The sequence below is a fragment of the Comamonas sp. genome, from assembly GCF_036666375.1.
In the GTDB taxonomy this organism is placed as follows: Bacteria; Pseudomonadota; Gammaproteobacteria; order Burkholderiales; family Burkholderiaceae_C; genus Comamonas.
The window spans coordinates 27,753-36,480 of sequence record NZ_JAVWWA010000048.1 but is presented as its reverse complement, the minus strand read 5'-3'; the positions used below and the strand labels follow the sequence as shown (position 1 = coordinate 36,480).

The 8,728-nt window shown below is 67.3% G+C and carries 9 protein-coding genes; 5 read left to right on the top strand and 4 right to left on the bottom strand.

What is annotated here, in order from left to right:
- From RR928_RS13290 to RR928_RS13280, 3 genes are all read right to left on the bottom strand, one after another.
- Positions 1-1,145: MFS transporter (locus tag RR928_RS13290; RefSeq protein WP_332682865.1), on the bottom strand; the 1,145-nt coding region annotated here is incomplete at its 3' end.
- A 72-nt stretch (positions 1,146-1,217) separates the two neighbouring features.
- Positions 1,218-2,336, bottom strand: a complete 1,119-nt coding sequence (locus RR928_RS13285; RefSeq protein ID WP_332534202.1) for a 4-oxalomesaconate tautomerase — start codon at positions 2,334-2,336, stop codon at positions 1,218-1,220.
- A gap of 85 nt (positions 2,337-2,421) precedes the next feature.
- Entirely contained in the window at positions 2,422-3,345 is a 924-nt protein-coding gene (locus RR928_RS13280) for a LysR family transcriptional regulator (protein ID WP_087743200.1), read from the bottom strand.
- Positions 3,346-3,420: 75 nt separating this feature from the next.
- Between RR928_RS13280 and RR928_RS13275 the strand changes: the two genes are divergently transcribed.
- The 4 genes from RR928_RS13275 to RR928_RS13260 all read left to right on the top strand — a co-directional run bounded on the left by RR928_RS13275 (position 3,421) and on the right by RR928_RS13260 (position 7,385).
- Positions 3,421-4,299, top strand: a complete 879-nt coding sequence (locus tag RR928_RS13275; RefSeq protein WP_332534200.1) for an HpcH/HpaI aldolase/citrate lyase family protein — start codon at positions 3,421-3,423, stop codon at positions 4,297-4,299.
- A 51-nt stretch (positions 4,300-4,350) separates the two neighbouring features.
- Positions 4,351-5,346 carry a tripartite tricarboxylate transporter substrate binding protein gene (locus RR928_RS13270; RefSeq protein ID WP_332682863.1) on the top strand — a complete coding sequence of 332 codons (996 nt, stop codon included), beginning with the start codon at positions 4,351-4,353 and terminating at the stop codon, positions 5,344-5,346.
- Positions 5,347-5,435: 89 nt separating this feature from the next.
- On the top strand, positions 5,436-6,608 hold the full coding sequence (locus RR928_RS13265) for a CoA transferase (RefSeq protein ID WP_087743195.1): 1,173 nt from the start codon (positions 5,436-5,438) through the stop codon (positions 6,606-6,608).
- Between the two features lie 87 nt (positions 6,609-6,695).
- Positions 6,696-7,385 (top strand): hypothetical protein, encoded by a 690-nt coding sequence (locus tag RR928_RS13260; protein WP_332534198.1) that lies wholly within the window; start codon positions 6,696-6,698, stop codon positions 7,383-7,385.
- 1 nt (position 7,386) lies between these two features.
- Here the strand turns inward: RR928_RS13260 and RR928_RS13255 are convergent, their stop codons facing one another.
- Positions 7,387-8,292, bottom strand: coding sequence for a LysR family transcriptional regulator (locus RR928_RS13255; RefSeq protein ID WP_332534197.1), 906 nt, complete (start codon positions 8,290-8,292; stop codon positions 7,387-7,389).
- A 122-nt stretch (positions 8,293-8,414) separates the two neighbouring features.
- On the opposite strand from RR928_RS13255, the gene RR928_RS13250 reads away from it, so the two are divergent.
- The coding region (locus RR928_RS13250) for a pirin family protein (protein ID WP_332534196.1) at positions 8,415-8,728 on the top strand (314 nt) is incomplete at its 3' end.

Here is an 8,728-nt window from a genome sequence, read left to right as displayed (position 1 = left end):
TAGAAGGCCGCAGCCAGCGCCGGCATCGACGACTGGGCGGTGTTCATGATCGTGCCGGCAAGAAACACCGAGACCACCAGCCAGCCGAGGTTGCCCGCGGTCTGGCCTATCCACCAGATCGATACCGCAGTCAGCGCATAGCCGACGGCAATGATGCGCGTGGCATTGAAGCGGTCCATCAGCCAGCCGAAGAACACCGCGCCTACGCCGCCCAGCGGGAACAGCGCCGCCACCAGCGCGCCGGTCTTGGGGTCCAGGCCGGCGTCGCGAAACAGGATGGGCATCCAGTTGATCAGCGCATAGAAGATCACCAGGCCCATGAAATAGGCCAGCCACATCATGACCGAGCCCACGCGGTACTGCGCCGACAGCACCACGCCTATGCCGCTCTTGGCGTGCGACTCCGGCGCGGTCTCGGTCAGCACGAAGCGCTGTACGCTGCGGACGCTGTCGCCCGCGATGCGCAGCAGCACGCGGCGCACGCGCTCCATCGGGTAGCCTTTGGCCACCATGTAGCGCACCGACTCGGGCAATTGCCACAGCAGCAGCGCGACCAGCACCAGCGGCAGCGCGCCACCCAGTATCAGCACGCTGCGCCAGCCCAGCAGTGGAATCATCCAGGCCGCGAGAAAGCCGCCAAACGCCGCGCCCAGCGGAAAGCCGCAGAACATCGCATTGGTCAGCGTCGCGCGCCGGCTGTCGGGGCAGTACTCGCTCATCAGCGTCACCGCGTTGGGCATGGCCGCGCCCAGGCCCACGCCGGTGACGAAGCGCAGCGCCGTGAGGGTCCACAGATCGGGAGAAAACGCCGAACCCAGGCAGGCCACGGCAAACAGCGCCACCGAGCCGACCAGCACCACTTTGCGGCCGAGCTTGTCGGCCAGCGGTCCGGCGCTGAGCGCGCCCGCGGCCAGGCCGAACAAGGCGGCGCTGAGCACCGGCGCGAGATCGGGCTTGCTCACGCCCCACTCGGTCATCAGATGCGGGGCGATGTAGCCGATGGCCGAAGTGTCGAAGCCGTCGAGCAGCACGATGAAGAAACACAGCGCGAAGATGCGCCACTGGAAACCCGAGAACGGGTGTTCGTTGAGCAGGGTCTGCACATTCACGGCAGAGCCTGTCTCACGCGGGGACTTGGAGGACATAACGCTTCACTTCACTCTCGCGGCCGGCGCCCGGATCGACGCTGGCCATTGCAAACATCTTGCGCCCGGCAATCAGCGCTTGCCGTCCCAGGCGCTGCGCGGCACCATCACTTCGCCGCGCATCAGCAGGCGCGCGGTGCGCAGCAGCGCGGCCTTGGTCACGACCGAAGGCTGGTCCGGATCGCTGTCCAGCGTGACGCTGAACTCGCCCGTGGGATGCTCGACCGAGACCGTGACGCTGCCCGCGCCCTGGGGCACCTGGGCCACGCCCTCGCAGACCGTGCCGGGCATCTTCACCGCCGTGCCAACGGTCACCGCCGCAAGCACGCCGATGGCGTCATGGCAGGCGTGGGGAATGAAGCTGCGCGTGGTCAGCGCCCCGCCATGCGCGGGCGGCGCGATCAGCGTCATCTTCGGGTAGTTCTTCTGCGTCACGTCGCCCAGGCCCATGCGCTGCGAGATCTGCAGGCGCAGCGCTTCGATGCGGCGCTTGAGGTCGGTGTCGGCATTGAGTTCGGCAACGCTTTCCTGGCCCGTGCGACCGACGTCGGCGGCGCGCAGTATGACCAGCGGCATGCCGTTGTCTATGCAGGTCACGTCCAGCGTGAAGTCGTCAAAGCCTTCTCCGGTGACGGTGATGGTGTCCTTGGGCTGGCCCGTGGGCAGCAGGCTGGAGCAGACCGAGCCCGCGGTATCGAGAAAGCTGATGTCCACGGGTGCCGACTGGCCCGGTGCGCCGTCGATGCGCGCCTGGCCTTCATAGGAAATCTGGCCGCCCGGCGTCTGCACCGTGATGTCGGCCGCCATGTCGGTGTTGAGCGTCAGCACGCGAAAGGTGCTGGTCTCGCCGCGCGCCTTGACCATGCCAGTCTCGAGCGCAAACGGCACGACCGCGGCCAGCATGTTGCCGCAGTTGGGCGTGGTGTCGACAGTGTCTTTCTCGGGCTGGAGCTGGGCAAACAGGAATTCGAGATCAATGCCTTCGCGCTGGCTCAGCGACACCATGCCGACCTTGCTGGTCAGCGGATGGGCGCCGCCAATGCCGTCGATCTGGCGCTTGTCGGGCGAACCCAGCGCCGCGAGCAGCACCTTGTCGCGCGTTGCCAGGTCTTGCGGCAGGTCTTCGGCGCGAAAGAACGGGCCTTTCGAGGTGCCGCCACGCATCAAAAGGCAGGGAATGGCCGTTTGCATTGCTGTTGTCTCTCCTGTGTATTGCTGCACATTCTGAACACTTGCCGCGGCTCCCACCAGCCTTATCGCCCGCTAGCAGGTATAGCTATTCGGCATAACCCGCAGAGGGCCTGCTGCCGGGAACGGCATAGCCGCGCTCGAGCACCACCGCCTGGGCGCATTCGACCAGCCGGCGTATGCGTGCCAACCGCGGCGAGGAGCGCAGCCACAGCGTGCCAAAGCGGCGCGACTCGGTCTGTCCGGGCAGCGCCAGCCGCACGACGTTGTGGCCGTCGGGCCAGTCGAGCGCGGTGTCGGGCACGACGGCCACGCCCAGGCCGCGGTCGACCATCATGGAGATCGCCACCAGCGAACTCAGCTCGAAGCGCTCGCGCTGCACCGTGATCTGGTTGGCGCGCAGGTAGCGCTCTATCATCTGCCCGCCGCCCAGGCTGCGGTCGTAGCGTATCAGCGGCTGACTGCGCAGCAGCTCGAACGGTGTCAGGCCGGCGAGATGGCGCGGCGCCAGCAGTATCAGCGACTCCTCGCGCAGCAGCGACCAGTCAAAGGCCTTGGACAGCGCGAACGACGGGTAAAGACAGATCGCCGCGTCGAGCGTGCCCTGCTGCACCGCCTGGTAGACCTGCTGGGTCGTGCCCGACTGCAGGAAGACCTTGACGCCGGGCAGCTCGGCCACGAAGCGCGCCAGGATGTCGGGCAGCAGGCTGTGCAGCGCGGTGTTGATCGTGCCCAGGGTCAGCTCGCCGACCTCGGACTCCTGGTTCACATGGGTGCGCGCATGGGCCAGGTCGCGCAGCAGCTGCGGCGCGGTCGCGGCCAGGCGGTGGCCCGCGGGCGTGGGCGCCACGGTGCGCCCGGCGCGCGCCAGCAGCTCGGTGCCGAACTCGCGCTCCAGCGTGCGCATCTGCTGGGCCACGGCCGCGGCCGTGAGGTGCAGGCGGCGCGCGGCCTCGGCAATCGATCCGGTTTCCATGACCAGCAGGAAGCTGCGCAGATATTGGGTTTCCATTCGATCATTATTTCTTTCTTTTGAAGAAAGATTGCATGTGTTTCTTTTGTTTTTTGCGCGTTCCACAATGGCCGCATGAGAAGCAAACTGTTTGTCCCCGCATCCCGCCCCGAGTTGTTCGCCAAAGCGCTGGTCGGCGCGGCCGACAGCCTGTCCTTCGACCTCGAAGACGCCGTCGCCGAACCGCGCAAGGACGAAGCGCGCGCGCTGCTGCAAGGCTTTCTGCGCAGCCCCGAAGCCCTGGGCGGCCACCGCAAGACGCTGATCGTGCGCATCAACGCCATGGACACGCCACATTTCGAGCGCGATGTCGCGGACATCGTCTGCCCCGCCGTGCACTGGATCAACCTGCCCAAGCCCGAGAGCGCCGCCGATGTGCGCGCCGCCGCCGACGCCGTGGAGCGCGCGGCGCGCGCCGCGGGCATGGCCCGGGCGCCGCGCCTGCTGCTGAACATCGAGACACCGCGCGCGCTGCGCCTGGCGCATGAGATTGCCTGCGCCCATCCGCTGGCCGTGGGCCTGCAGGTGGGCCTGGGCGATCTGTTCGAGCCCTATGGCGTGCACCGGCGCGAGCCCGCGGCCATTGCCCAGGTGCTGATGAGCGTGCGCATGGCCGCAGCCGAGGCCGGCATCGCGGCCTACGACGGCGCGTTTGCCAACATCCAGGACGCCGAGGGCTTTCGCGCCGAAGCCCAGCTTGCCGCGCGCCTGGGCTTCACGGGCAAGACCTGCATACATCCCAGCCAGGTGGCGACGGCCAACGAGGTGTTCCAGCCCGGCGCCGCGGAACTGGCCAGCGCGCTCAAGGTGGTCAGCGCCGCGGCGCGGGCCGATGCCGACGGCGTGGGCGCCTATGTGGTCGACGGAAAGATGATAGACAAGCCCTTCGTGCTGCGCGCCCAGGCCATCGTCGCCCAGGCACGGGCGCTGGGACTGATTGCAGACGACAACTGATGGCCAGGGGCCGAAGAGCCCGCCGACACGAATGACAACCAGGAGACAAAAATGCAGACCTTGAACCGCAACCCCTTGCTGCGCCGCAGCCTGCTGTGCAGCGCCGCCGCGCTGGCCGTCGCCGGCTTCGCGCCGCTGGCCCAGGCCCAGCAATACCCCAACAAGCCGATCACCATGGTCGTGCCCTACCCGCCCGGCGGCTCCAACGATTCGTTTGCGCGCCAGATCGCCAAGGAGCTGGGCGATGTGCTCAAGCAGTCGGTGATTGTCGAGAACCGTCCCGGCGCCAGCGGCAACACCGGCACCGGTCAGGTCGCCAAGGCCCAGGCCGACGGCTATACGCTGGTTGCGGTCTCGTCGAGCATGACGACCAACTCCGCCGTGCAGACCAAGATGCCTTTCGATCCCGTCAAGAGCTTTGCGCCCGTGGCGATGTTCGCGCGCGGCCCGTTCATCGTCGCCGTCAACAATGATTTCGCGGCGCGCACACCGGCCGAGCTGATCAGCGCCGTCAAGGCCAACCCCGGCAAGTTCAACTATGCGTCTTCGGGCACGGGCAGCGTCAACCATTTCGCCACCGAGCTGCTGCGCTCCATGGCGCCGGGCTTCGACATCACCCATGTGCCTTACAAGGGCCAGGGTCCTGCCGTCACCGACGTCATCGGCAACCAGGTGCAGCTGATGATTTCCAGCGGCCCGTCCATCCTGCCCATGGTGCGCAACGGCAAGCTGCGCGCGATAGGCATCACCAGCCTGCAACCCAGCCCGGTCGCTCCCGACCTGACCCCCATGGCCGCGGCCGTGCCGGGCTACGAGTTCGATCTGTGGTGGGGGCTGCTGGCGCCCGCGGGCACGCCCGCGCCCATCGTCAACCAGCTCAATCAGGCGGTGAACCAGATACTTGCCAGCCCGCAGATCAAGGCCAACTTCCTGCGCGAAGGCGCACTGACGTCATCGATCTCGCCCCAGCAGTTCGGCGAAGTCATCCAGAAGGACGTCGAGCGCTGGAAAAAGCTCGCCAAGGACCGCAACATCGTGGCCGACTGAACGGTCGCCACTTCCCCAGGCAGCGCCGCGCATGCGGCCTGCCGCCATGGGCTCAAGGCCCATGGCATTCCAGTGAGACACAAGACACCATGCAGCAAGACCTGACAGAACAGCGGCCCGGCCCGCGCGGCCCTTTGAGCGGCATTCGCGTGCTTGATTTGAGCGCCTACATCGCCGGCCCCTATGGCTGTTCACTGCTCGCCGACCAGGGCGCCGAAGTCATCAAGATCGAGCCGCCCACGGGCGACAACCTGCGCAAGTACCCGTCGACGCTCGAGGCCGAAAGCCGCGCCTTTGTCGGCGTCAACCGCAGCAAGTGGGGCATGGTGCTGGACCTCAAGCAATCCGAGGAACTCGCGACGCTGCTGCGCCTGGTGCGCGACGCCGACGTGCTGGTGCACAACTTCCGCCCCGGCGTGCCCGAGCGCCTGGGCATTGCCTTCGAGCAGCTCACGCAGATCAATCCGCGCCTGGTCTACTGCAGCGTCACCGGCTACGGCGCCAGCGGCCCGCTGCGCACCAAGGCCGGCTACGACCAGGTGCTGCAGACCATGACCGGCATGTGTGCCATGCAGGCCAAGGAAGGCGGTCCGCCCGAAATCCTTTATGGCTCGGTGGTCGACTACTACGCTTCGGCGCTGGTTGCCGCGGGCGTGTCGTCCGCCTTGTACGAGCGCGCGCAAAGCGGACTGGGTCAGCATGTGGGCGTGTCGCTGCTGCGCGCGGCGCTGACCATGCAGTCGGCGCGCCTGGTGTGGGCCGAAGGCGAGCCGCGCGAGATCGGCCGCGACATGCGCTCGGGCGGCATCACCGGCATCCATCCGACACGCGAAGGCCACCTCTACATCTCGGCCAACACGCCGCATTTCTGGCAGGCGCTGTGCGAGAAGGTCGGCCTGGCCGAACTCGCCGCCGACCCGCGCTATGCGAGCGTGCGCCTGCGCGCCCAGCATGCCGATGAACTGGTGCCGCTGCTGCGCCAGGCGCTGGCCGCGCGCAGCGCGCTCGAATGGGAAGCGCTGTTTGGCGAAGCCGTGCCCTGCGCCGCGGCGCGCGCGGTCGAAGACATGTTCGACCACCCGCAGGTCGCGGCCGAGGAAATGATTGCCGATATTGCCCACCCCACGCTGGGCAGCTACCGCGGCTTCACGCGCGCCATTGCCTTTGACCGCACGCCCGGCCCCGCGCCGTTTGCCGCGCCCACGCTGGGCCAGCACACGCAGTGGCTGCGCGACACGCTGGACTCCCAGCCGCCGCGGTAAACAGCAAGTCAAGCGCTTTGCCGACAAGGCGGCATTCAACCATCTGCTGGAATATGCGGCTGGTTGAAATTCCGCCTTCTCGACACAATGACACAGAACCGTGCACTTTTTTGCCGCCCGCCGACCCGCACGGCCCTGCTGCTTTCCAGCCTGCTGCTGGCCCCCACGCTGCAAGCCGGCAACGGCGCGCTGGATGCAACGTTCAAGGCATTCACCCGCTGCGATGGCACATTCTTCTCCAGCCTGCATGCGCATGCGCCCGCGTGGAAAAAACACGTGGCGCTCAAATCCGCAGGCAGCATCAGCTGGATTCCCGTCGGCGAGCGCGCGTACAACGCGGCCAACTTCGCGCCGCTGCGCAATGCGCCGCAGGTGGGCGGCGTGAAGCTGCTGTCCTATTTCGACAAGAGCATCGATCTCGACCTGCTGGGCAACTACCTGTTCTGGGGCTTTGTGGTCGAAGGCAGCCCCGACAAGGTTGCGCAGCAGCTGCGCCCGCTGATCGATCAGGCCGCGCACCTGAAACCGGTGAAAGCGCTTTATGCCCGGGGCGAAGTGCGCAAGGACGGGCTGTGGCAGCCGGTCGCCACCCTGTCCGGCGATGCGCCTGGCCGCAGCCGCCTGGAGCGGGTGCTCATACTGGAGCCCGATGAAGGCAGCCAGGGCGGCAGGACGCGGGTGACCTGCACGCTGCAAGGCGCGGTGGACAGCGCGGTGATGACCGAGCTGCGGCCCGACATCCCCGCGGCCGACCACCCCCAGCCGGCGCCGCAATAGTTCAATCCTCCTGCAGCGCCGCGAAGCGCTCGGCCAGGAAATCGAGCAAGGCCCTGACCGAAGGCAGCAGGCCGCGGCGCGAAGCGAACACCGCATGGATGATTTCGCTGCGCGGCGCCCAGCCGGGCAGCAATTCGACGAGTTCGCCGCGCGCGCAATGGCCGTAGATCATCATCCGCGGGAGTTGCACAATGCCCACGCCCGCGATGGCCGCGGTGCGCAGCGCGAACATGCCCTGCGTGACGAAGCGCGGCGCGTGGGCAATCCTGGCGTGGGCGCCGTCCGGCCCGATCAGCGCCCAGGCATGGTCGGTCTGTGGCTGGCCCAGCCCCATGCTCGGCAGACCGGCCAGATCGGCCGGATTGCGCGGCATGCCGGTCTTCTCCAACAGCCGCGGGCTGGCCACCAGGCACTGGTCGCGCTGGGCGAACACGCGCATCACCAGGTCGCTGTCATCGAGCGGCGGCGGGCGCACGCGTATCGCGAGATCGATGCCTTCGCCCAGCACATCCACGCGGCGATTGGTTTCCTCCAGCTGGATCTGCACGCGCGGATACAGCGCCATGAAATCCGCCAGCATCGCGGCGACGCGCGCATCGAGCAGCGCCACGGGACAGGTCATGCGCACCGTGCCGCAGGGCTCGGCCTGGGTCAGGGCAATCGCCTCCTCCGCGGCATCGGCCTCGACCAGCATCGCCTTGCAGTGCTGGTAGTAGGTCTGGCCAATGTCCGTCACGGCGAAGCGCCGCGTCGAGCGCTGTATGAGGCGCACGCCCAGCCGTTCCTCGAGCAGCGCGATGCGCCGGCTCAGCTTGGACTTGGGCACGCCCAGGGCGCGGCCCGCGGGTGCGAAGCCACCCTGCTCCACCACCTGCACGAAGTAATAAAGATCGTTGAGGTCTCTCATGCGCTCATTGTTCCTCAAATAGAACGATGAAGGCAAATATTGCTGACTACCGCCAGCATCGTTCTGGATTTATTCTCTAGCCATGCATTCGAGGCACCGCCTCGTGCCACAGGAGAAAAGCCATGAAGAAGATCCTCGCAACCTACAGCGCGCCCCGCCCGCACTGGGTGGGCAACGGCTTTCCCGTGCGCTCGCTGTTCAGCTACAACAGCCACGGCGCGCATCTGAGCCCGTTCCTGCTGCTCGATCACGCCGGCCCGGCGCAGTTCACGCCCACCGACCAGCCGCGCGGCGTGGGCCAGCACCCGCACCGCGGCTTCGAGACCGTGACCATCGTCTATGAGGGCGAAGTCGAACACCGCGATTCCACCGGCGCCGGCGGCGTGATCGGCCCGGGCGATGTGCAGTGGATGACTGCGGCCAGCGGCATCCTGCA